This is a genomic window from Ancylobacter polymorphus (genome assembly GCF_022836935.1).
Taxonomy (GTDB): domain Bacteria; phylum Pseudomonadota; class Alphaproteobacteria; order Rhizobiales; family Xanthobacteraceae; genus Ancylobacter; species Ancylobacter polymorphus_A.
Genome location: NZ_CP083239.1, coordinates 3,132,283 through 3,154,614, shown reverse-complemented (window position 1 = coordinate 3,154,614; position 22,332 = coordinate 3,132,283). Strand labels below are relative to the sequence as shown.

At 67.2% G+C, this 22,332-nt stretch carries 23 protein-coding genes and 1 tRNA gene; 3 read left to right on the top strand and 21 right to left on the bottom strand.

The window, feature by feature from the left end; translation table 11 throughout:
• Window positions 1-56 precede the first annotated feature (56 nt).
• From nuoI to K9D25_RS14830, 14 genes are all read right to left on the bottom strand, one after another.
• Window positions 57-545, bottom strand: a complete 489-nt coding sequence (gene nuoI, locus K9D25_RS14895; RefSeq protein ID WP_018963955.1) for an NADH-quinone oxidoreductase subunit NuoI — start codon at window positions 543-545, stop codon at window positions 57-59.
• A gap of 10 nt (window positions 546-555) precedes the next feature.
• On the bottom strand, window positions 556-819 hold the full coding sequence (locus K9D25_RS14890; protein WP_244376394.1) for a hypothetical protein: 264 nt from the start codon (window positions 817-819) through the stop codon (window positions 556-558).
• Between the two features lies 1 nt (window position 820).
• Complete coding sequence (gene nuoH / locus K9D25_RS14885) at window positions 821-1,855, bottom strand: NADH-quinone oxidoreductase subunit NuoH (RefSeq protein ID WP_244376393.1); 1,035 nt, start codon at window positions 1,853-1,855, stop codon at window positions 821-823.
• A gap of 13 nt (window positions 1,856-1,868) precedes the next feature.
• Window positions 1,869-3,947 carry an NADH-quinone oxidoreductase subunit NuoG gene (nuoG, locus tag K9D25_RS14880; RefSeq protein ID WP_244376392.1) on the bottom strand — a complete coding sequence of 693 codons (2,079 nt, stop codon included), beginning with the start codon at window positions 3,945-3,947 and terminating at the stop codon, window positions 1,869-1,871.
• Between the two features lie 9 nt (window positions 3,948-3,956).
• On the bottom strand, window positions 3,957-5,258 hold the full coding sequence (gene nuoF, locus K9D25_RS14875; protein WP_244376391.1) for an NADH-quinone oxidoreductase subunit NuoF: 1,302 nt from the start codon (window positions 5,256-5,258) through the stop codon (window positions 3,957-3,959).
• A 10-nt stretch (window positions 5,259-5,268) separates the two neighbouring features.
• Window positions 5,269-6,147: an NADH-quinone oxidoreductase subunit NuoE gene (nuoE, locus tag K9D25_RS14870; RefSeq protein ID WP_244376390.1), complete on the bottom strand. Its 879-nt coding sequence runs from the start codon at window positions 6,145-6,147 to the stop codon at window positions 5,269-5,271.
• Window positions 6,148-6,184: 37 nt separating this feature from the next.
• Window positions 6,185-7,384 carry an NADH-quinone oxidoreductase subunit D gene (locus tag K9D25_RS14865; protein WP_244376389.1) on the bottom strand — a complete coding sequence of 400 codons (1,200 nt, stop codon included), beginning with the start codon at window positions 7,382-7,384 and terminating at the stop codon, window positions 6,185-6,187.
• A gap of 15 nt (window positions 7,385-7,399) precedes the next feature.
• Complete coding sequence (locus tag K9D25_RS14860) at window positions 7,400-8,014, bottom strand: NADH-quinone oxidoreductase subunit C (protein ID WP_244376388.1); 615 nt, start codon at window positions 8,012-8,014, stop codon at window positions 7,400-7,402.
• 14 nt (window positions 8,015-8,028) lie between these two features.
• The gene (locus tag K9D25_RS14855) at window positions 8,029-8,607 is read right to left on the bottom strand and encodes a NuoB/complex I 20 kDa subunit family protein (protein ID WP_213372402.1); all 579 of its coding nucleotides are present in this window, start codon (window positions 8,605-8,607) and stop codon (window positions 8,029-8,031) included.
• Entirely contained in the window at window positions 8,598-8,963 is a 366-nt protein-coding gene (locus K9D25_RS14850) for an NADH-quinone oxidoreductase subunit A (RefSeq protein ID WP_244376387.1), read from the bottom strand. The genes K9D25_RS14855 and K9D25_RS14850 overlap by 10 nt, the downstream gene beginning before the upstream one ends.
• A 434-nt stretch (window positions 8,964-9,397) precedes the next feature.
• A complete protein-coding gene (locus tag K9D25_RS14845; RefSeq protein WP_244376386.1) occupies window positions 9,398-10,813 on the bottom strand; it encodes an alanine/glycine:cation symporter family protein in 1,416 nt (471 codons plus the stop codon).
• A gap of 163 nt (window positions 10,814-10,976) precedes the next feature.
• On the bottom strand, window positions 10,977-11,258 hold the full coding sequence (locus K9D25_RS14840; RefSeq protein WP_244376385.1) for a hypothetical protein: 282 nt from the start codon (window positions 11,256-11,258) through the stop codon (window positions 10,977-10,979).
• A 193-nt stretch (window positions 11,259-11,451) separates the two neighbouring features.
• Window positions 11,452-11,528: transfer RNA gene (locus K9D25_RS14835), tRNA-Asp, on the bottom strand.
• Between the two features lie 102 nt (window positions 11,529-11,630).
• A complete protein-coding gene (locus tag K9D25_RS14830; RefSeq protein WP_244376384.1) occupies window positions 11,631-12,743 on the bottom strand; it encodes an AI-2E family transporter in 1,113 nt (370 codons plus the stop codon).
• A gap of 172 nt (window positions 12,744-12,915) precedes the next feature.
• Here K9D25_RS14830 and K9D25_RS14825 point away from each other — a divergent pair, with 172 nt between their 5' ends.
• Complete coding sequence (locus tag K9D25_RS14825; RefSeq protein ID WP_244376383.1) at window positions 12,916-13,935, top strand: KpsF/GutQ family sugar-phosphate isomerase; 1,020 nt, start codon at window positions 12,916-12,918, stop codon at window positions 13,933-13,935.
• 29 nt (window positions 13,936-13,964) lie between these two features.
• A complete protein-coding gene (gene kdsA / locus K9D25_RS14820; RefSeq protein ID WP_244376382.1) occupies window positions 13,965-14,813 on the top strand; it encodes a 3-deoxy-8-phosphooctulonate synthase in 849 nt (282 codons plus the stop codon).
• 9 nt (window positions 14,814-14,822) lie between these two features.
• Here the strand turns inward: kdsA and K9D25_RS14815 are convergent, their stop codons facing one another.
• The 5 genes from K9D25_RS14815 to yajC are packed head-to-tail and all read right to left on the bottom strand — an operon-like array spanning window position 14,823 to window position 19,114.
• Complete coding sequence (locus K9D25_RS14815) at window positions 14,823-15,695, bottom strand: phytoene/squalene synthase family protein (protein ID WP_244376381.1); 873 nt, start codon at window positions 15,693-15,695, stop codon at window positions 14,823-14,825.
• Window positions 15,696-15,734: 39 nt separating this feature from the next.
• Window positions 15,735-16,112: an Mth938-like domain-containing protein gene (locus K9D25_RS14810; protein ID WP_244376380.1), complete on the bottom strand. Its 378-nt coding sequence runs from the start codon at window positions 16,110-16,112 to the stop codon at window positions 15,735-15,737.
• A 31-nt stretch (window positions 16,113-16,143) separates the two neighbouring features.
• A complete protein-coding gene (gene secF, locus K9D25_RS14805) occupies window positions 16,144-17,109 on the bottom strand; it encodes a protein translocase subunit SecF (RefSeq protein ID WP_244376379.1) in 966 nt (321 codons plus the stop codon).
• Window positions 17,110-17,124: 15 nt separating this feature from the next.
• Window positions 17,125-18,723, bottom strand: coding sequence for a protein translocase subunit SecD (gene secD / locus K9D25_RS14800; protein ID WP_244376378.1), 1,599 nt, complete (start codon window positions 18,721-18,723; stop codon window positions 17,125-17,127).
• 49 nt (window positions 18,724-18,772) lie between these two features.
• The gene (gene yajC / locus K9D25_RS14795; protein ID WP_244376377.1) at window positions 18,773-19,114 is read right to left on the bottom strand and encodes a preprotein translocase subunit YajC; all 342 of its coding nucleotides are present in this window, start codon (window positions 19,112-19,114) and stop codon (window positions 18,773-18,775) included.
• A 197-nt stretch (window positions 19,115-19,311) separates the two neighbouring features.
• On the opposite strand from yajC, the gene K9D25_RS14790 reads away from it, so the two are divergent.
• A complete protein-coding gene (locus K9D25_RS14790) occupies window positions 19,312-20,208 on the top strand; it encodes an ATP-binding protein (RefSeq protein ID WP_244376376.1) in 897 nt (298 codons plus the stop codon).
• A 93-nt stretch (window positions 20,209-20,301) separates the two neighbouring features.
• On the opposite strand, the gene K9D25_RS24950 is transcribed toward K9D25_RS14790, so the two are convergent.
• Together K9D25_RS24950 and K9D25_RS14775 are read right to left on the bottom strand one after the other, a co-directional pair.
• Window positions 20,302-21,561 (bottom strand): M23 family metallopeptidase, encoded by a 1,260-nt coding sequence (locus tag K9D25_RS24950; protein WP_279613743.1) that lies wholly within the window; start codon window positions 21,559-21,561, stop codon window positions 20,302-20,304.
• Between the two features lie 108 nt (window positions 21,562-21,669).
• Window positions 21,670-22,326, bottom strand: coding sequence for a protein-L-isoaspartate(D-aspartate) O-methyltransferase (locus K9D25_RS14775; protein ID WP_244376375.1), 657 nt, complete (start codon window positions 22,324-22,326; stop codon window positions 21,670-21,672).
• Window positions 22,327-22,332: the final 6 nt, after the last annotated feature.

Here is a 22,332-nt window from a genome sequence, read left to right as displayed (position 1 = left end):
CGAACGGCCCTAGCGGCCCTTATCGTTTCGGTCTTCACGTTCCCAGCCCCCAGCGCTCAACGATACGGCGCGTCAAGCGCCATGTTGCGCGCGATCTCGCGCTCCCAGCGGTCGCCATTCGCGAGCAGCTTGGCCTTGTCGTAATAGAGTTCTTCGCGCGTCTCGGTGGCGAACTCGAAGTTCGGTCCCTCGACGATGGCATCGACCGGGCAGGCTTCCTGGCAGAAGCCGCAATAGATGCACTTCACCATGTCGATGTCGTAACGGGTGGTGCGGCGCGTGCCGTCATTGCGGCGCGGCCCGGCCTCGATGGTGATGGCCTGCGCCGGGCAGATCGCCTCGCACAGCTTGCAGGCGATGCAGCGCTCTTCCCCGTTGGGATAGCGGCGCAGCGCGTGCTCGCCACGGAAACGCGGCGATACCGGGTTCTTCTCGAAGGGATAGTTGATCGTCGCCTTCGGCTTGAAGAAATAGCGCATCGCCAGGAAGAACGCCGAGACGAACTCGGTGAGCAGCAGCTGGCGTGCGGCCAGATCCAATCTCATGTCGCTCTCCTCAATCGGCCAGAGCCGCGGCAAGGCCGAAGCCCACCAGCGGCATCGAAACGGCGAAGAGGCGGATCGCCGTCTTCCACCATGAAATCACTCCCGCCAGCTGGTCAGCGCTCAGCTTGCGGGCTTCCCTTGAACCGCGGATCGAGGTTTCGACGACCCGCGGCAGTATGAACCATTCGAGTGCGCCAAACACCGCACCCGCAGCCGCGCCGGCCCAACCGACGGCGGAGGCTTCCATCAGGGCGTGGAGCGTGCCCTCATCCATCTCATCCCCCCGCCGCCGCAAGGCCGGTGAAGTGCAGGACGGAGGCCACGATCACCACCATCGCCAGCGAGATCGGCAGGAACACCTTCCAGCCGAGCCGCATGAGCTGGTCGTAGCGGTAGCGCGGAACCATCGCCTTCACCATGGCGAACATGAAGAACACCAGCAGCACCTTGAGCAGGAACCACACGATGCCCGGCACCCAGGTGAAGGGCGCGATTGGCACCGGCGGCAGCCAGCCGCCCATGAACAGGATGGCGGTCAGCGCGCACATGGTCATGATCGCCACATACTCGCCGAGCATGAACATCATGTACGGGGTGGAGCCGTACTCCACCATGAAGCCGGCCACGAGTTCGGATTCCGCTTCGCCGAGGTCGAAGGGCGGCCGGTTGGTCTCGGCCAGCGCCGAGATGAAGAAGATCACGAACATCGGGAACAGCGGCAGCCAGTACCAGCCGAGGATGCCCCAGGAGGTGTTCTGCGCCTCGACGATGGCCGAGAGGTTCAGCGAGCCGGCGCACAGCAGCACGGTGACGATGACGAAGCCGATGGAGACCTCATAGGACACCATCTGTGCCGCCGCGCGCAGCGCCGACAGGAACGGGTACTTCGAGTTCGACGCCCAGCCGGCCATGATGGTGCCGTACACGCCGAGCGAGGAAATCGCGAAGATGTAGAGCACGCCGACATTGATGTCGGCCACCACCCAGCCCGCGTCGATCGGCACCACGGCCCAGGCGGCGAGCGCCAGCAGGCAGGTGACGAAGGGCGCGAGCAGGAACACGCCCTTGTTGGCGCCGTCGGGAATGACCGGCTCCTTCAGCACGAACTTGATCAGGTCGGCGAAGGACTGGAACAGGCCGAACGGCCCGACCACGTTGGGGCCGCGACGCAGCTGCACCGCCGCCCAGATCTTGCGGTCGGCCAGCAGCACATAGGCGACGATGATCAGCAGGCCGACCAGAAGCCCGAGGCTCTGGGCGACGATGATGAGCACCTGTATCAGCGTGTCGAACCAGGTCGTTTCGGTCATGTGCTCCCTCCCCTCACTCGGCCGCCGCCGCGTGGCGGCTGGACGCGAGCGCGGAGCATTCGGCCATCACGGCGGAGGCGCGGGCGATCGGATTGGTGAGGTAGAAATCGGTGACGGCGGCGGCGAAAGGCCCGCTCGCCGGCGTGCCGCCGGCCGAGGCCAGCGCGCTGACCGCCGCCGCATCGGCCGGCGTGACATGGTCAAGCCGGGCGAGATGCGGATAGGCCGCGTAGAGCGCGGCGCGCAGCTGCGCCAGGCTGTCGAAGGGCAGGCGGTGGCCGACGACATCGGACAGCGCCCGCAGCACCGCCCAGTCCTCGCGCGCTTCCCCGGGCGGGAAAGCGGCGCGGTTGGCGATTTGCGCCCGCCCTTCCGTGTTCACATAGGTGCCGGACTTCTCGGTATAGGCCGCGCCCGGCAGGATCACGTCGGCGCGATGGGCGCCGCGGTCACCATGGGTGCCGAGATAGACCACGAAGGCGCCGGGGGCGATGTCGATCTCGTCCGCGCCGAGCGCGAACAGAACGTCCACCCCGCCCGGATTGGTCATCGCCACGGCGTCCAGCCCGCCCTCGCCCGGCACCGCGCCGATATCGAGCGCGCCGACGCGCGACGCCGCCGTGTGCAGGACGGAGAAGCCGTTCCAGCCCTCCTTCACCGCGCCGACGGAAACCGCCAGCCGCGCCGCCTGCGCCAGCACCGCCGCCCCGTCGGCACGGGCGAGAGAGCCCTGCCCGATCAGGATCAGCGGACGCTGGGCGCCCTTCAGCACTTCGGCGAAGCCGCCACCATTGCCGAGGTCGGCCAGCGTGTCGGAACCGGCGCCGAGATAGTCATAGGGATAGGTCAGGTCGACATGCGGGCCGACGAGGCCGATGGGGAAATTGCCCTGGAGCCAGCGCTTGCGGATGCGGGCATTGAGCACGCTCGCCTCAAGGCGCGGGTTGGAGCCGATGATCAGCAGCGCGTCGGCCTGCTCGATGCCGGCGATGGTCGCGTTGAACAGATAGCTGGCGCGGCCGAGCGCGGGATCCAGCTTCGCCCCGTCCTGCCGGCAGTCGATGTTCGCCGAGCCGAGCGCGGCGAGCAACGACTTCAGCGCGAACGCCTCTTCCACCGAGGCGAGATCGCCGACCAGGCCGCCGATACGGTTGCCCGGCACCGCCTTCACCTTCGCGGCGATGGCGGCGAAGGCTTCCGGCCAGCTCGCGACCTTCAGCTTGCCGCCGACCCGCACATAGGGGCGGTCGAGGCGCTGGGTCTTGAGGCCGTCCCAGATGTAGCGGGTCTTGTCGGAGATCCACTCCTCGTTCACGTCTTCATTCAGACGCGGGAGGACGCGCATCACCTCGCGGCCGCGGGTGTCGACACGGATGTTGGAGCCGACCGCATCCATCACATCGATGGATTCGGTCTTCGACAGCTCCCACGGGCGGGCGTGATAGGCATAGGGGCGCTGGGTCAGCGCGCCGACCGGGCAGAGATCGGCGACATTGCCCTGCAGCTCCGAGGACAGCGCCGCTTCCAGATAGGTGGTGATTTCCATGTCCTCGCCACGCCCGATGGCGCCGAGCTCAGCCACGCCCGCCACCTCGGTGGTGAAGCGCACGCAGCGGGTGCACTGGATGCACCGGGTCATGGAGGTCTTGATCAGCGGGCCGATATACTTGTCTTCGACCGCGCGCTTGTTCTCGGCATAGCGGGACGTGTCCACGCCATAGGCCATGGCCTGGTCCTGCAGGTCGCACTCGCCGCCCTGGTCGCAGATCGGGCAGTCGAGCGGGTGGTTGATGAGCAGGAACTCCATCACCCCTTCGCGCGCCTTCTTCACCATCGGCGACTTGGTGAGGATGACCGGCGGCTCGCCATTCGGGCCGGGGCGCAGATCGCGGACATTCTGCGCGCAGCTCGCCGTCGGCTTGGGCGGGCCGCCCTTCACCTCAACCAGACACATGCGGCAATTGCCGGCGATGGAAAGGCGCTCATGGAAGCAGAAACGCGGGATTTCCGCGCCCGCCGCCTCACAGGCCTGGAGCAGCGTGAACTCCGGCGGAACATCCAGCTCGATGTCGTCGACGATGATCTTGGCCATGATGCTCTCTTACTCCGCCGCCACCGGCACCGGGTCGGAATGCGGGTTCGCCGAATACTGGTCGATCCGCTTTTCGATCTCGGGACGGAAATGCCGGATCAGGCCCTGCACCGGCCACGCCGCCGCATCGCCGAGCGCACAGATGGTGTGGCCCTCGACCTGGGTGGTGACCTGCAGCAGGAGATCGATCTCACGCTTCTGCGCCCGGCCCTCGACCATGCGGTCGAGCACGCGCCACATCCAGCCCGTGCCTTCACGGCAGGGGGTGCACTGGCCGCAGCTCTCGTGCCGGAAGAAATAGGAGATGCGGGCGATCGCCCTCACCACGTCGGTGGACTTGTCCATGACCAGCACGCCGGCGGTGCCGAAGCTGGACTTCACCGCGCGGCAGCCGTCGAAGTCCATGATCAGGTCTTCGCACTGGTCGGCCGGGATGATCGGGCAGGACGCGCCGCCGGGGATGATGGCGAGCAGATTGTCCCAGCCGCCGCGCACGCCGCCGCCATGCTTCTCGATCAATTCCTTGAACGGGATGCTCATCGCCTCTTCGACGATGCAGGGCGTGTTCACATGGCCGGAGATGCCGAACAGCTTGGTGCCGACATTGTTGGCACGGCCGATGGACGAGAACCACGCCGCGCCGCGCCGCAGGATGGTGGGCGCAACAGCGATGGATTCGACGTTGTTCACCGTCGTCGGGCAGCCATAGAGGCCGACATTCGCCGGGAAGGGCGGCTTCAGCCGCGGCTGGCCCTTCTTGCCCTCAAGGCTTTCCAACAGCGCGGTTTCCTCGCCGCAGATATAGGCGCCGGCGCCATGGTGGACATAGATGTCGAAGTCCCAGCCATGCACGTTGTTCTTGCCGATCAGCCGGGCCTCATAGGCCTGGTCGATCGCCGCCTGCAGGTGCTCGCGCTCCTGGATGAACTCGCCGCGCACATAGATATAGGCCGTGTGCGCGCCCATGGCGAAGCCCGCGATCAGGCAGCCTTCGACCAGATGGTGCGGGTCGTGGCGCAGGATCTCGCGGTCCTTGCAGGTGCCCGGCTCGGATTCGTCGGCATTGACGACGAGGTAATGCGGGCGCCCGTCATTGTTCTTGGGCATGAACGACCATTTGAGGCCGGTCGGGAAGCCGGCGCCACCGCGCCCGCGCAGGCCCGAGGCCTTCATATGCTCGATGATGAAATCACGGCCGGCGTCGAGGAACAGCTTGGTGCCGTCCCACGAGCCACGCTTCAGCGCGCCCTGCAGCCCCCAATCATGGTGGCCGTAAATATTGGTGAAGATGCGATCCTTGTCGGCAAGCATGGTTCGCTCCTCATTCCGCCTTGCTGTCCGCCGTGCCGCCGGGCGGCGGGGCGACGGGCTTCTTCGGCTTCTCCTTGTCGGCCTCGCCGGCGGCCTCGACCGCCTTAGCGGCGGGGGCGGCGGCCGGCGCCGGATCGCTCTTCGGCGGCGGCGGCGGCGCGGCAGCAGCGGCGGCCGGGGGCGGCGCGGCCGGCGCCGTCTCGCCCTTGGCCTTGGCGGCCAGCGCCTCGCGGGCCAGCGCCAGACCGGCGCCCTGCCCGACCATCGAGCCGTCGAACAGCTCCGGCGAGGTCAGCACGCGCAGCCCGGTGACGGGCGCGGAGGTGACGCGGCCGTTCTGCGGGCCGGAGGCGGGATGCTCGCCGCGCTCGAACGCGTCGAGGATCTTTTCCAGATCCGCCGGCGTCAGGTCCTCATAGACATCCTTCCACACCTGCACCATCGGCGCGTTCACGCAGGTGCCGGCGCACTCGACCTCTTCCCAGGAGAAGTCGCCATTGGCCGAGAGATGGAAGGGCTCTTCATGAATGCGGCTCTTGCACACCTTCATGAGGTCGCCCGCGCCGCGCAGCATGCAGGGCGTGGTGCCGCACACCTGGATGTGCGCGCGCTTGCCCACCGGCTGCAGCTGGAACTGGGTGTAGAAGGTCGCGACCTCATAGACACGGATCGGCGCCATGCCGAGCATGTCACCGACATAGCGCATCGCCGGCTCGGACACCCAGCCGCCCGCCTGCTCCTGCGCGCGCATGAGCAGCGGAATCACCGCGCTGGCCTGACGGCCCGGCGGATACTTCGCGATGGTCTTCTCGGCCCAGGCGAGATTCTCGGCCGTGAACGCGAAGCTCTCGGGCTGAACCTCTTTTGGCGCAAGCCTACGGACAGACATGCCGTACCCTTCCGATCGAACCGCCTCCCCTCAGGGATCAGCGGTCCACTTCACCGAACACGATATCCAGCGACCCGAGGATCGCCGAAATATCCGCGAGCATGTAGCCGCGGCAGAGGAAATCCATCGCCTGAAGATGCGCGAAACCGGGTGCGCGGATCTTGCAGCGATAGGGCTTGTTGGTGCCGTCGGCGACGACATAGACGCCGAACTCACCCTTCGGGGCTTCCACGGCGGCATAGGCTTCGCCGGCGGGAACGTGGAAGCCTTCCGTGTAGAGCTTGAAGTGGTGGATGAGCGCTTCCATCGAGCGCTTCATCTCGCCGCGCTTGGGCGGCACGATCTTGTTGTCGACCGCCGAGACCGGACCCGCTTCCTTCAGCAGCCGCTCGCAGCACTGGCGCATGATGTCGGCCGACTGCCGCATCTCTTCCATGCGGATGCAGTAGCGGTCGTAATTGTCGCAGTTCTTGCCGATCGGAATGTCGAATTCCAGCTCGTCATAGCACTCATAGGGCTGCGCCTTGCGCAGGTCCCATGCCGCGCCCGAACCGCGCACCATGACGCCGGAGAAGCCCCAGGCCCAGGCGTCCTCAAGGCTGACAATGCCGATATCGACATTGCGCTGCTTGAAGATGCGGTTGTCGGTCAGCAGGCCTTCGAGGTCGTCCATGAAGGCAGGGAAGGTCTTAGTCCAGGCGAGGATGTCCTCGACGAGCTGCCGCGGCAGGTCCTGATGCACGCCGCCGGGACGGAAATAGGCTGCATGCATACGCGAACCGGAGGCGCGCTCATAGAACATCATCAGCTTTTCGCGTTCCTCGAAGCCCCACAGCGGCGGGGTGAGCGCACCGACGTCGAGCGCCTGCGTGGTCACGTTCAGCATGTGGGAGAGGATGCGGCCGATCTCGGAATAGAGCACGCGGATCAGCTGGCCGCGCTTGGGCACGGTGACGCCGAGCAGGCGCTCGATGGCGAGGCAGAAGGCGTGCTCCTGATTCATCGGCGCGACATAGTCGAGCCGGTCGAAATAGGGCACGGCCTGCAGATAGGTCTTGGCCTCGATCAGCTTCTCGGTGCCGCGATGCAGCAGGCCGATATGCGGGTCCACGCGCTCGACGATTTCGCCGTCGAGTTCGAGGATGAGGCGCAGCACGCCGTGCGCCGCCGGGTGCTGCGGGCCGAAATTGATCTGGAAGTTGCGGACCTTGGGGTCGATCTTGCCGGGTGCGTTCATCGCTCGGACCTCACCTCAGCCCGCCTTCGGGGGCGTTGCCTTCTCGTCGCCGGGGAGCACGTAGTCGGGCCCCTCCCAGGGCGAGAGGAAGTCGAAGCTGCGGAATTCCTGCGCGAGCTTCACCGGCTCGTAGACCACACGCTTGCGCTCGTCGTCATAGCGCACCTCGACAAGGCCGGTGGTCGGGAAGTCCTTGCGCAGCGGATAGCCGTCGAAGCCGTAATCCGTGAGGATGCGGCGCAGCTCCGGGTGGTCGGAGAACAGGATGCCGTACATGTCGAACGCCTCGCGCTCGAACCAGAAGGCGCCCGGGAACACGGCGGTGGCGGAGGCCACCGGCGTCGTCTCGTCGGTCTCGACGCGGATGCGGATGCGCGCGTTCAGCGTCGGCGAGAGCAGGTGATACACCACGTCGAAGCGTTTCTCGCGCTGCGGCCAGTCGACACCGCAAATGTCGATGAAGCTCACGAAGCGGCAGGACGGGTCGTCACGCAGGAAGCGCAGCACCTTGATGACCTCGGCCGCCGACGCCACCAGCGTCAGCTCGCCATAGGCCACGAGCACTTCCTCGACCGCGTCGGGAAGCGCTTCCTTTACATGCGCGCCCAGCTCTTTCAGCGTCTCGTCCATTTCGCCTCGAACCCTCAGCGCTCGATCGTTCCGGTACGGCGGATCTTCTTCTGCAGCAGCAGCACGCCGTAGAGCAGAGCCTCTGCTGTCGGCGGGCAGCCGGGGATGTAGATGTCCACCGGCACGATGCGGTCGCAGCCGCGCACGACCGAATAGGAATAGTGGTAATAGCCGCCGCCATTGGCGCAGGAGCCCATGGAGATGACGTAGCGCGGCTCCGGCATCTGGTCGTAGACCTTGCGCAGCGCCGGCGCCATCTTGTTGGTCAACGTGCCGGCGACGATCATCACGTCGGACTGACGCGGCGAGGCGCGCGGCGCGAAGCCGAACCGCTCGACATCGTAGCGCGGCATGGATGTCTGCATCATTTCGACCGCGCAGCAGGCGAGGCCGAAGGTCATCCACATCAGCGAGCCGGTGCGGGCCCAGTTGATCAGATCGTCGGTCGCGGTGACCAGGAAGCCCTTATCCGCGAGCTCCGCATTGACCTCGACGAAGAACGGATCGGTGGCACCGACCGGACGCCCGGTATTGGGGTCGATGATACCCTTGGCCGCCGGGGCGACGAGAGGGCTATTCGCGCTCAATCCCATTCGAGCGCTCCCTTCTTCCACTCGTAGACGAAGCCGATGGTCAGCACGGCCAGGAACACCATCATCGACCAGAAGCCGAAATTGCCCAGCTCCCCGAACGTGATCGCCCAGGGGAACAGGAAGGCGACTTCGAGATCGAAGATGATGAAGAGAATGGCGACCAGATAGAACCGCACGTCGAACTTCATGCGCGCGTCGTCGAACGCATTGAAGCCACATTCATAGGCCGACATCTTCTCCGGATCGGGCCGGCCGAAGGCGACCAGGAACGGCGCCACCAGAAGGGCGAGGCCGATGAAGGCCGAGACGCCGATGAAGATCACGACGGGCAGATAATCCTGAAGCAGGCTGCTCATGGATGGGATCCTCCCGGAACAGGATGGGTCGTCGGCCTTGGCGTCGCAGTTGCGAAATATTCAAAGCACGGGGCAGGCTTATCGCACGGACCTGACCGAGGCAAGGGCATCGCTCGGCAATCGCGCAGGTCTGGTATACAGAATTCACACCCTAGCGGAAGCTCCCCGGCGCGGCAGGATGATCCCCCGTGCAAACCCGTGAAATCGCGCGAACAACAGCGAATTCCGCTCAATTGCCCGCAGCCTATTGAACCTCCTGATACCGGAGGCCGCAGGGGCGCCAAGGAGGCCCTGCGGGCGAACCGGCGGGAGCGGCCGGCCCCAAATCCGCCATGAGCCGCAGCGGTGCGTCTTTGTCGGGAAGTGGGCGCGGAAGGGTCGGAAGCGACCGGGGTGAGACACTTGGTCCACCCCGCAGCCCTGCCCGCCCGCGATCACCGGCTCCAGATGTCGGTGTCGATCTCGCTGGCGAGTTCCGGCATGGAGGCGGCGGTGAAGCGGGGCTTTTTCCCCGCCCGACGCTGCTGCAGATAATCACGGGTCAACCGCGCCACAAGGCCGGACAGCAGCACGATGGCGATAAGGTTGACCGTCGCCATCAGCCCCATCGAGGCATCGGCGGCATTGAACACCGTCGCCACCGATTCGTAGGCGCCCCAGACCACCATGCCGAGCACCGCGACCCGAAGCACGGCCCGGCCGACATGACCGCCGATGCCGAGATAGACAAGCGCGCCCTCGGCATAGGAATAATTGCCGATGATGGAGGTGAAGGCGAAGAAGAAGATCGCCACCGCGACGAAATAGGTGCCGGCCCAGCCGATATGGTGGTTCATCGCCGCTTGGGTGAGTTGCGTGCCAGTGAGGCCGGAACCGGGCTCCAGCAGGCCGGAGAGCAGGATGAGGAACGCCGTCGCGGTGCAGATGAGGATCGTGTCGATGAACACGCCGAGCGACTGCACGAAGCCCTGGCTCACTGGGTGATGCGGGTCGGGCGTGGCGACGGCGGCGATATTCGGCGCCGAGCCCATGCCGGCCTCATTGGAAAACAGGCCGCGCTTCACACCATTGAGCATCGCCGCCGCCACCGAACCGGCGACGCCGCCCGCCGCCGGCGCGAAGCCGAAGGCGCTGGCGATGATCAGCGAGAACATGGCCGGCACATCGCCAATATTGATCGCCACCGCGAACAGCGCCATGCCGAGATAGCCCGCCGCCATGAACGGCACGACGATTTCCGCCACACGGGCGATAGCGGCGATGCCGCCGAAAATGATGATTCCGGTGAGCGCGGCGATGGCGACGCCCGTGCCGAGCTTGGGAAAGCCGAAGGCGCCTTCCATGGCGTCGGCGATGGAATTGGCCTGCACCGCGTTGAAGACGAGGCCGAAGGAGAGGATGAGGCAGACGGAGAACACGGAGCCCGCCCATGGCGCCTTCAGGCCCTTGGCCATATAGAAGGCCGGGCCGCCCCGATACTGGCCGTCCTCGTCCTTGATCTTGTAGAGCTGGGCGAGCGTGCTCTCGGCGAAGGCGGTAGCCATGCCGAGCGAGGCGACCACCCACATCCAGAAGATCGCCCCCGGGCCGCCGAGATAGAGCGCGACGGCGACGCCCGCGATATTGCCGGTGCCGACCCGCGACGCAAGGCTGGTGCACAGCGCCTGGAACGGCGTGATGCCGGCATGGTCGGTCTCGCTTGACCCCATGACCGAACGGATCATCTCCGGGAAATGCACGATCTGAAGGAACTTCAGCCGGATGGTGAAATAAATGCCGACCGCCAGCAGGCCGTAGATCAGCACGTAGCCCCAGAAGATGGTGTTCAGAAAGTCGATGATCGTGTCCATGGCCGCCCTCCCGCTGAATCACCACGCCGGGGCGCAGTAAGAGACTACCAGGCTACACGGGCGTTCATGCCCCTGTCACATGGGCATTCGCGCCTTGCCGCCCCACGCCTGCGGCGTCCACAGGGTGCTCACCGCACGACGATGCGGGAACCGCGAGGGCGCCCTACTCCATGATCTGTGGCGTACCGCAATTGGGGGGCGCGCAATCGGGTAGCTTGATCTCGGCCTCCTTGCCCTCCGGCGGAGGGCCCGGCAGCGGCACGAGTTCGCCCGTCAGCGGCTGTGGCGCGTCGGGACCGAGATTATTGACGAAGGGGTTGGGCGAGGAACCCTGGCCCGGGTTGTTCGGCGGATTCAGGCCGTCCTGGGCCAGGGCCGGCGCCGCGGTGCCCGCCAGCAGCAGCGTGGAGGCCAGAAGGATGGTCGACGGGAATGCCTTGATCATGCGCCCTACCTCACACTCATCACCGGCGGCAAAACTATCAGCCCCGCCCAGCCGGCAAAAGCCGGCATCGGCGTGAAAGCCCGATCGCACGCGCGGCGTGGCAGCGAGGGCACGCTGTTGGCGGTGCACGTCATTCGAGGCGGAATGTTATGGAGAGAGTTCTGACGCCCTCGGGCGCGCCATTACTTATGAATGGCGGGAGTGACGGGGCTCGAACCCGCGACCTCCGGCGTGACAGGCCGGCGCTCTAACCAACTGAGCTACACCCCCCTGCGCGGGTCGGAAGCACCGGGCCCCGCAGCGAGTGAGCGGGGTGTTAAGGCACGCCTCCGCAGGTGTCAAGCGCACCCCCGACATGTCCTGTGAATAGTCTCAACCCGGCAGGTGCGGGCGGCTTTTCGCCAGCATGCCGTCCACAAGCGCCATCGCGGCGATGAGCAGCGGCACGGAGAGGAACGTGCCGGCAGGCCCCCACAGCCAGGTCCACAGCGCCATGGAAAGAAACACCGCGAACGGGTTGAGCGAGACGCGACGCCCGACGATCATCGGCGTGAGGAACTGGCCCTCGATGCTGGTGATGAACAGGAACGCCGCCGCCGGGAGCAGCCCTTCGACAATGCCGGGAAAGGTCACGATTCCCGCGATGGCCAGAATCAGCGTCGTCACCGCCGGCCCGACATAGGGCACATAGTTCAGCACACAGGCGAGCACGCCCCAGAGCGGCGGGTTTGGCAGGCCGAGCCCCCATGTCATCAGCGTGGTGGCGATGCCGAGGCCGATATTGATGAAGGTTGCGGTGACGAGATAGGCGCCGAGCCGGTCCTCGATCTCGCGAAACACCCGCAGGGCCGTCAGCCGGGTTTGGCGAGGCGTCATCACCTGCACGACGCGGCGCTTGATCTGCACCCGGCCGGCGAGAAAAAACAGCAGTGAGCCGAGAAACAAGATGAGCTGGCCGATGACCGGCGTGACCATGGAAAGAAGGCTTTCCAGCATCTTCGAATCGGCCACCTCGACCACCATCGGCGCCCTTTCGGTGGCGCGGCCGATCGACTGAATCGATTCGACCACGGAGGCGAGCGTCTGCACCACCGGACGCAGCGCGGCGAATCGCTCCTTCATGATGGCGCCGATCTCCGGCGCGCGGGCGCTCCATTCCGCCAGCGGGGCCGCCAGCGCCACGGCGAGACCATAGATCAGCCCGGCGATGCCGATCACCATCAGCAATGCGCCCAGCCAGCTCGGCACGCCGCGCTTGGCCAGCCCCTCGATGGCGGGGCCGATGACGCTGCCGATGATGACGGCGGCGACGATAGGAATCAGCACCGCACTGGCGATGACGAGCGCCGCCGCCAGGATCACGACCGCGCTCGCGATGACGGCGATCTGCGTGCAGCGCCGCCACAGCCGTTCCGTGCGGCCTTCCGTCGGCGGCAGGCGCCGAGGCGCCACTGCCGAGCCGGCCACACCGCGCCCCATATCCATCGCTGTCTCCTCCCGCCCCGTCTCAGCGCCTCCCAACGTGCGGCTGGTATCGGCGGTTCCCCGGCTCCTCCATTGCATCGCGGGCATTTGGCGCTTATTGACGCCCGGCGTGGCGCTGAAGGGCGGCCGGGCGCAGCGCGCCCTGCGGCCCCGAGCAAGGGAGTGTTGAACCTTGGGCACGGCCCAGCCTCAGAAGAATGCCGCCGCCGCGCCCCTGCGGGACGACCGGCTGCGCGAACGGGTGCTGCGCACCCTCGCCATCGAATCCAAGGGCCTTGCCGCGCTCAGCGCTGCCATCGAGGCGGAACTCGGCGACGCCGTGGAAAACGCCATCACGCTGATCGAAGGCGCGCGCGGGCGAGTCATCGTCACCGGCATGGGCAAGAGTGGCCATATCGGGCGCAAGCTCGCCGCCACTTTCGCCTCGACCGGCACGCCGGCGCTGTTCCTGCACGCCGCCGAGGCCAGCCATGGCGATCTCGGCATGGTGACCCCGGACGACGTGCTGCTCGCCATTTCCTGGTCGGGCGAGACCTCCGAACTCGGCGACATCGTCCACTATGCCGGCCGCTTCGCCGTGCCACTCGTCGCCATCACCTCCAATGCGGAGAGCACGCTCGGCCGCGCCGCCGATGTCGCGCTGGTGCTGCCACGTGTGGAGGAAGCCTGCCCTAACGGCCTCGCGCCCACCACCTCGACGCTGATGCAGCTCGCCATCGGCGACGCGCTGGCGGTGGCGCTGCTGGAGCGCCGGGGCTTCTCGGCCTCTGATTTCCGCGTCTTCCATCCCGGCGGCAAGCTCGGCGCCCGGCTGCTGAAAGTGGCCGACATCATGCACCAGGAAGCGGAAATGCCGCTGGTGCGGCTCGGCACGCCGATGAGCGAGGTGCTGATCGAGATCACCGGCAAGCGCTTCGGCTGCTGCGGGGTGGTGGACGAGGCGGGCAAGCTCGCCGGCATCGTCACCGATGGCGACCTGCGCCGACATATGAGCAGCGAACTTCTGGCCACGCCGGTGGAGAAGGTGATGACCTCCTCCCCCTTCGTCGTCGATCCGCTTGAGCTCGCCAGCGCCGCGCTGGGGCTGATGAACCGGCGCCCGGTGCCGATCACCGTCGTCTTCGCGGTGGCCGAGGGCAAGCCGGTCGGCATTCTCCACATTCACGACATCCTGCGCGCCGGCGTCGTCTGACCCCCGTGCCCGACCCCAAGGAACGTTTCATGAGCGGCTCTGGCGCCAATTCCGTAGTCACGCTGGGCGATGTGCGCTTCGGCAATGACCTGCCGCTGGCGCTGATCGCCGGCCCCTGCCAGATGGAAAGCGCCGCGCATGCGCTGGAATGCGCGGCCGCGATCAAGGAAATCGCCACGCGCCGCGGCATCGGCGTGGTGTTCAAGACCTCGTTCGACAAGGCCAACCGCACGTCGATCAAGGGCGCGCGCGGCATGGGGCTGAAAGCCGCCCTCCCCGTCTTCGCCGAGATTCGCGAACGCTACGGCATGCCTGTCCTGACCGATGTGCACGAGAACGACCAGTGTGCCCCGGTCGGCGAGGTGGTGGATATCCTGCAGATTCCGGCCTTCCTCTGCCGGCAGACCGACCTTCTCATCGCCGCCGCCGCCACGGGGCGGGTGGTCAATGTGAAGAAGGGGCAGTTTCTCGCCCCCTGGGACATGAAGAACGTCGTCGCCAAGCTGATCGAGAGCGGCAATCCGAACGTGCTGGTGACCGAGCGCGGCGTCTCTTTCGGCTACAACACGCTGGTCACCGACATGCGGGCGCTGCCGATCATGGCCGAGACGACCGGCGCGCCAGTCATTTTCGACGCCACCCATTCGGTGCAGCAGCCGGGCGGACAGGGCACCTCTTCCGGCGGGCAGCGCGAATTCGTGCCGGTGCTGGCGCGGGCGGCGGTCGCGGTCGGCATTGCCGGCGTGTTCGTCGAGACCCATCCTGACCCGGACAAGGCGCCGTCGGACGGCCCCAACATGGTGCCGCTCAACCAGTTCGAGGATCTCGTCGCCCGGCTGCAGGCCTTCGACCGGGTGGCGAAGGACCGCGCCAACTGAGCCTGTGCTTCAGAGGGCCTTGGCGGCCTTGGCCAGCGTGCCGGCGCCGCGCCACAGCCGCCACAGCCGCAGGAAGGCCGGCGCCGGCGGCACGCCGGCGAAGGGGTCGTGCGAACGCTCCAGCCGGTCGAGATCGCCAGGTACCAGCGTCAGCGGCAGGAAGGCCGGCAGTTCCGCCGCCGAAACGCCGGCGAGCGCCGTCATCGCCGCCTGATGATGCCGGCGCGCCAGCGCCCGCAGCGCGGCAAGCACCTCGCCAAGCGCGGGACTGGCCACCCCCGACACCGCGTCCTCACGCGTCAGCCCGTGGGCGGCGAGAAGATCGAGTGGCAGGTAGCACTGGCCGCGCCGGGCATGCACCGGGAACGCCCGCAATAGCCCGGTGACCGCATAGGCGACGCCGGCATGGCCGGCCGCTTCCGCCGAGGCGGCGCCCGCCTCCGGCGCCAGCACCAGCGTGGCGAGGCGGATCAGCGCCGAAGAAGTCTCCCCGGCATAGCCTTCGAGATCGTTCACCGTCGGCATGGCGTCGTCATAGAGATCGAACTGCCGCGCCTCCAGCAGCGCCTCGAAGCTGGCGCGCGGCAGGCGGTGGGTGTCGATGGCTTCCAGCAGCGCCGCCGCCACCGGATTGGCGCGGACATCGCCCTGCCCGTTCCCCGCCAGCGCCTCGCGCCACCATTGCAGCCGCACCTCGCCGGCGAGCGGGTTGGTGATCGCCTCGCGCACCCGCGCCACTTCGGCGTTGAAGGCATGTAGCGCGAACAGCGCACCGCGCCGCTCGGCCGGGGCGAACAGGTCGGCGACGTAGCGGTCGCGGTCGAGGTCGCGCACCAGCGCCGCGCAATACTCCGTCGGCGTGGTCAGGCTCGGACGGCTCATGTGATGGGTCCGGAAGGGTTGGCGTGAGGCGGCCGCGCCTCAGGGCAGCGCGAGCAGCGCGGCGGCGACCGGGCGGCCTTCCGCCAGAAGCACATTATAGGTCGAGGCGGCCGACCGTGTAGGGAGGGTATCGACCGAGAGCCCGGCATCTCGCAGCCGCCAGCGCAGCGCCTCGGGCAGCGGCCAGGGGTCGACGCCGGTGCCGATCAGCAGCAATTGGAAGCTGCCCGCCTCGGCGAAGACCCGCGCGAGGGCGGCTTCATCAATCTCGCGCGGCTCCAGCGGTGACCAGGCATGGATGCCGGAGGGCAGCGCGAGGATGGAGCCGGCCGAGGCCATGCCCGCGAAGTGGAACGCGCCGCGCGCATAGCCGTCGATCGGCACCTGATACGGGAGATGGGCGTCGGGCGTCGCCATCAGCCGGCCTTCCGCATGGGGACGCCCGCGCTCACGGCGCGAGGCGTTCCGCCTTGGTGTTGGCGCTCTTGGCTTCCTTCTCCGCCTTTTCCGCCATCGCCCGCGTGGAAACCCCGAGATAGATGAGCAGCGGCGAGGCGATGAAGATGGAGGTGTAGGTGCCGACCAGCACCACGCCGAACATCATCGTGACCGAGAAGGAATGGATCGCCCGCCCGCCAAACAGCACCAGCGCCAGCAGCGCCAGCGTCACCGTGACATGGGTGATGACCGAGCGCGACAGGGTGGAGTTGATCGAGGCGTTCAGCAGTTCCTCGGTCGGCATCTTCTTGTAGCGCCGCAGCATTTCGCGGATGCGGTCATAGATGACGATCGTGTCGTTCAGCGAGTAGCCGAGAATGGTCAGCAGCGCAGCCACACTGGTCAGGTCGAAGTCGATCTGGAAGATCGCCATGAACCCGATGGTGAGCACGATGTCGTGGAAGTTGGCGATCGAGGCGCCGAGGGCGAACTGCCACTCGAAGCGGAACCACAGGTAAACCAGGATGCAGAACACCGCCATCATCAGTCCGACGATGCCGTAGCTCAGCAATTCCTGCGAGACGCGCGGGCCGACCACCTCGACGCGGCGATACTCGACGCCGTCGCCGAGCGCCGCGCGCACCTTGCCGACCACGGCCTGCTGCGCCTGCTCGCCGCCCGGCTGCTGGGCGACGCGGATCAGCACCTCGCCGTCATTGCCGATCTCCTGGATCTGCACTTCACCAAGGTCGAGCGACTCGAGGCGGGAGCGGACATCGGAGATGTTCAGCGTGTTGTTGGCGTAGCGCACCTCAAGCAGCGTGCCGCCCTTGAAGTCGATGCCGAAATTGAGGCCGAGCGTGAAGAACGCCACCAGCGCCACGATCGACAGCAGGGCCGAGATCGGGAAGCTGATCCGCCGGAAGCGGATGAAGTCGAAATTCGTGTCGTCCGGAACGATGCGGAGCAGACGCATGGAAGCTCGCCTTTCTCAGATCGGCACGCGCTGGGGGCGCTGCCAGCGCACCCACAGCGCCACCATAAGGCGGGTCAGCGTGAAGGCGGTGAACACGGTGGTGATGATGCCGATGCCGAAGGTGATGGCGAAGCCGCGCACCGGGCCGGAACCGACATAGAACAGCACCGCCGCCGCGATGAAGGTGGTGATGTTCGAGTCGAGGATCGTCGCCAGCGCGCGCGAGAAGCCGGCGTCGATGGCGGAGATCGCCGAGCGTCCCGCCCTCGCCTCCTCGCGGATGCGCTCATAGATCAGCACGTTGGAGTCGACCGCGATGCCGACGGTGAGCACCACGCCGGCAATGCCGGGCAGGGTCAGCGTCGCCCCCAGCATGGCCAGCACGCCGAAGATCATGCCGACATTGATCGCGACCGCGATGTTGGCGATGACGCCGAACAGGCCATAGGTCGCGACCATGAACAGCGCCACCAGGGTCGCGCCGACAATGGAGGCGATGAGGCCAGCCCGGATCGAATCCGCGCCGAGGCCGGGGCCGACGGTGCGCTCTTCCACCACCTGCAGCGGCACCGGCAGCGCGCCGGCCCGCAGCAGGATGGCGAGATCGTTCGCCTGCTGCACGGTGAAATTGCCGCTGATCTGACCCGAGCCCCCCATGATCGGCTCGCGGATGACCGGCGCGGAGATCACGTGGTTGTCGAGAATGATGGCGAAGGGCCGGCCGACATTGGCCTGCGTCGCCTCGGCAAAGCGGCGGGCGCCGTTGGTGTTGAAGCGGAAGGTCACCACCGGCTCGCGCGTCGTCGGGTCGAAGCTCGGCTGCGCGTCGGTGAGGTCCTCGCCGGCGACGAGGACGCGCTGCTCGATCAGATAGGGAACCGGGGGATTGTCCTGGGAATAGAGCACGTCGGTGCCCGCCGGCGGGCGCCCCTGCAGCGCCTGCTGCGCGCTCATCGTGTTGTCGACGAGGCGGAAGCTCAGCTGCGCCGTCTGGCCCAGCAGCGCCTTGAGGCGCGACGGGTCCTGCAGGCCGGGCACCTGCACCTGGATGCGGTCGGCACCCTGGCGCTGGATCGACGGCTCGGTGGTGCCGAGCTGGTCGATACGCTTGCGGATGATCTCGATGGACTGCGACACCGCCTGGATGGTGCGCGACTGGATGCCGGCCGACGTGGGCGAGAGCGAGATGGTGTTGCCATCGCGCGAGACATCGGTGTCGAGCTGGCCACTGGTCGACATCGCGCCGCCCAGCGGCTGGGCAAGGGCCCGCAGCTGGGTCAGCGCCGCGTCGACATCCTGCCCGTCGCGGATGCGGACCTGCACCGCGTCGCCCTGAATGGCGAGGCCGGTATAGCCGATCTTGGCATCGCGAAGCACGCGACGCGCGTCATCGCGCAGATGCTCAAGGCGGATCTTGCGCACGGACTGGGCGTCGACCTGCAGGACAATGTAGGACCCACCCTGAAGGTCGAGGCCCAGCACGATCTTGCGCTGGAGGACGTGCGGCAGGCTGTCATAGGCGGATGGCGACAACAGGCTCGGCACGGCCATCAGGCAGATGATGGCCGAGACCGCCAGGATCGCGAACGCCTTCCATTTCGAGAAGTAAAGCATGGGGTTCCTTCCGGCCGCGCGAACGGCTACGGCCGCAAGAGGTCAGCGCTCAGGACTCGGTGTCTTCCTTGGCCGGCTCGCCCTTGGCGCGAACCTCGGAGATCATGCCACGCAGCTGGCGGATCTTCACGCCTTCGGAAAGCTGCAGCTCGATCTCGCTGTCGTCGATCACCCGGGCCACCTTGCCGATGAGACCGCCCGAAGTGACGACCGTGTCGCCGCGACGGATGCTCTTCACCATTTCCTGATGCGCCTTCACCTTCTTCTGCTGCGGACGCAGAATCAGGAAGTACATGATCACGAAAATCAGCACGAAGGGCAGCAGCGACATCAGCATGTCGGTACCGCCGGCGGCGGGGGCGGCCTGCGCATAGGCGGGCGTAATCAACATGTCGGTTCCTTGTCCGTCGATCGAAGGCGGGCGAAAGGCCCGGCGAAGCGGCGCGGACTATACTGAGGCGCCCGGCGATTGCAAACGCCCTCACCGCACTGTGCGCGGCATCGGGTGGGCAAAGCGTACCCGGCGTTACGGTTCTTCTTGTCGCCCGCCTCCGCACGGACTATTCCCCCACGCGGAGGAGCCTCACCATGACGCACACACCCGCTGATCTCGGCGCCGTTCTCACCCGCATCGCCGAGGCGCTCGAACGCATCGCCCCGGCCCGGCCGGCGACGGCGGATTTCACCGCGGCCGACGCCTTCATCTGGCACGCCGATGAACGCCGGCTTGAGGCCGTGCCGCGTGTCAGCCGGGTCGAGATGGACCTGCTCAAGGGCATCGAGCGCACCCGCGACCTGCTGCTCGACAACACGCTGCGCTTCGCCCGGGACCTGCCGGCCAACAATGCGCTGCTGTGGGGCGCGCGCGGCATGGGCAAGAGTTCGCTGGTGAAGGCCGCCCACGCCTCTGTGAATGCCGAGATGGCCCGCGAGGGCAAGCCGCCGCTCAAGCTGGTGGAAATTCACCGCGAGGATATCGAGACCCTGCCCGCGCTGATGAGCCTGGTGCGGCCGGCGCCGTTCCGATTCGTCATCTTCTGCGATGACCTGTCCTTCGACGCCGACGACACCTCCTACAAGTCCCTGAAGGCGGTGCTGGAAGGCGGCATCGAAGGGCGGCCGGAGAATGTGATCTTCTACGCCACCTCAAACCGCCGCCACATACTGGCGCGCGAGATGGTGGAGAATGAGCGTTCGACCGCGATCAATCCGGGCGAGGCGGTGGAGGAAAAGGTTTCGCTCTCCGACCGTTTCGGCCTTTGGCTCGGCTTCCACAAATGCAGCCAGGACGATTATCTCGCGATGATCGACAGCTATGTCGCGCATTTCGCGATTCCCATCGCGCCCGAGGTTCTGCGGCAGGAGGCGCTGGAATGGTCCACCACGCGCGGGGCGCGTTCGGGGCGGACGGCGTGGCAATATGTGCAGGATGTCGCGGGGCGGCTGGGCGTGGCCCTGACAGAACCGCCGGCCGCCCCGCGCTGACCGGCGCCAAGGTCCAAACGTCGCGCCGGAAACGAATGGCGGAGCGCTGCGGCTCCGCCATTGATGTTTTTATGGACGAGAAAGGGCGGCGGCTCAGAGGCCGGCGAGGTACTGAGACGGGTCGACCGGCTGCGAGCCCTTGCGGATTTCGAAATGCAGCTGCGGCGAGGAGACGTTGCCGGTCTGGCCGGCCTTGGCGATCACCTGGCCGCGCTTGACCGTGTCGCCCTTCTTCACCTCAAGCGCGCTGTTATTGGCATAGGCGGTCACCCAGCCATCGGCGTGCTTGATGAGGACGAGATTGCCATAGCCCTTAAGCTCGCTGCCGGCATAGGCGACGACGCCATCCTCGGCGGCCTTCACCGCCGTGCCTTCCGGCACCGAGATGTTTATGCCCTCATTCTGCTGGCCGCCCGGCTTCGGCCCGAAGCCGGAGATGACGCGCCCGCGCACCGGCCAGCGGAACTGCGGGCCCGCAGCGGCGGTGCGGATTTCGTCCGGAGTCTCGGAAGGCTTGACGGCGGCGATGGTCTGCGGCTTCGGCGCCGCAGCCTGGGCGACCGGCGCGGGAGTGGCGGCCGGGGTCGCCGGCGCGGTGGCGACGACGGGGGTCGGCTTCGGCGCCGCCGGCGTGGCGGCGGGCTTCGGCGCGGCGGCGATCACCGCCCCGCCGGACGCGCCCGGAATGGTCAGCTTCTGGCCTATGCGCACCATGGTGTTGAAGTCGATGCCATTGGCATTGGCGAGTTCGGTGCGCGTCAGCCCATAATTGCGGGCGATGGAGCTCAGCGTCTCGCCCGGAGCCACCACATGCGAACCGCCGGACGCCGCGACCTGCGGCGTGCGAACGGGGGCGGGCGTGGCGGCGGCGAGGGGCTGCGGCTGGCTGCCATAAAGCGGCTGCGTGCCGCCATAGCCCGGCTGCGCGGGAACGGGCGAGGAGAGATGCGTCGGAGCCGCAGCAACCTGGGTGGGAGCCGGCTGGACGGGCGCGCCATAGGGCGAGGTCGCCACCGGGGCGCCATAGGCCGGGGCGCCGTAGGGGGACTGCGCACCATAGGGGGCCGGCGCGGCACCGGGCGCGGGGTAGGCGCTCGCCGTCTGCTGACCGACCGGGGCCAGCGGCACGCCATTGCCGGGCGCCGCCGCCATGGGCGCGCTCTGCACCGCGCCGGTCGGCGCGGCGGCGACGGAGCCGGTATAGGTCGGCTGCGAGGCGAAGGGGTTGCTGTTCGGATTGGCGCTGAACCGGGCGGAATCGGCACTGCACGCGGCCATTCCCGCTGCCATCAGAGCGACGGCGGAAATCCGCATGAGGGGACCGGCACCGGACACCTTCAGAAACGTACGCATCGCACCCCACCCGAACGCTGAACTTGGGATGATTAATGCGGCGTACAGGTAAACAGCCGCTTAAGCGGACCCGTACACGTCAGGAAAAATGGCGGATTCCCGGCATTCTCAGAGCACTACCGCGACACCCGCGAGCATCGGCACGAAGCGCACACGCGCCAGTTCGCGCGTCTCCAGCCCCTGCAATCCACGCCGGTAGCGCATGAGAGTTTGCGTCGCCTCCGGCGGCCCGACCGGGGCGACCAGAATGCCCCCCATGGCCAGCTGCTCGAACAGCGCCGGGGGCACTTCTTCGACGGCGGCGGTGAGGATGATGCGGTCGAACGGCGCGCGCTGAGGAGCCCCCTCGCGCCCGTCGGCGACCAGCACCTCGACATTGGCATAGCCGAGCGCGGCGAGCCGCCGCGCCGCCGAATCCGCCAGCGTGCGAAAGCGCTCCAGCGTCACCACATGGCCGGCGATACTGGCGAGGATGGCAGCCTGGTAGCCGGAGCCGGTGCCGATCTCCAGCACGCTGTGGGAGGGACCAAGTTCCAGCGCCTCGGTCATCAGCGCCACCACGGTGGGCTGGCTGATGGTCTGGCCGCAATCGAGCGGCAGAGCGAGATCGCGCCAGGCGATGGGGCGGAACGCCGGCTCGACGAAGCGCTCGCGCGGCACCTGCTCCATGGCGCGCATCACCTGCCACTCGCGCATGCCGCGCTTGCGCAGCGCCAGCAGCAGCTCGGCGCGCTGCAGATCCTCGCTTATCTCGGCGCCGCTCACGGGCGA